This is a genomic window from Enterobacter cloacae complex sp. S3 (assembly GCF_014930495.1).
Taxonomy (GTDB): Bacteria; Pseudomonadota; Gammaproteobacteria; order Enterobacterales; family Enterobacteriaceae; genus Enterobacter; species Enterobacter asburiae_B.
Genome location: NZ_JADBRD010000125.1, coordinates 1 through 312, shown reverse-complemented (window position 1 = coordinate 312; position 312 = coordinate 1). Strand labels below are relative to the sequence as shown.

Annotated in this window: 1 protein-coding gene; it reads right to left on the bottom strand. The window is 59.9% G+C overall.

What is annotated here, in order from left to right:
* The coding region (locus IM317_RS23795; RefSeq protein ID WP_227010989.1) for an ABC transporter substrate-binding protein at positions 1-312 on the bottom strand (312 nt) is incomplete at both ends.

Sequence of the window (312 nt, the reverse complement as noted above, 5' to 3'; positions counted from 1 at the left end):
AGATAAAGCGCGGCGTTGGCGGCGTCCCACGGTAAAAATGGCTATTGGCATGGAAGCGAATTTCCTGACCGGGAATGTATTTGTCGTACACGTAAGGGCCGTTGCCCAGCGGCTTGCCGTGCAGTGAGCGCAGATAGTCGAGATTTCCCCGCTGATACCCTTTGCCGTACCAGGCTTTCGACAGTACAGGCCCGCCAATTTTGGCCAGCGTGGTGGCGCCTGGCTGCGTGGTGGTCACCTGCAGAGTGAGCGGGTCGATGACCTTCAGGCCGCTGACGCTGTCAGCCTTGCCGGCTTTGTAGTCCGTCCCGC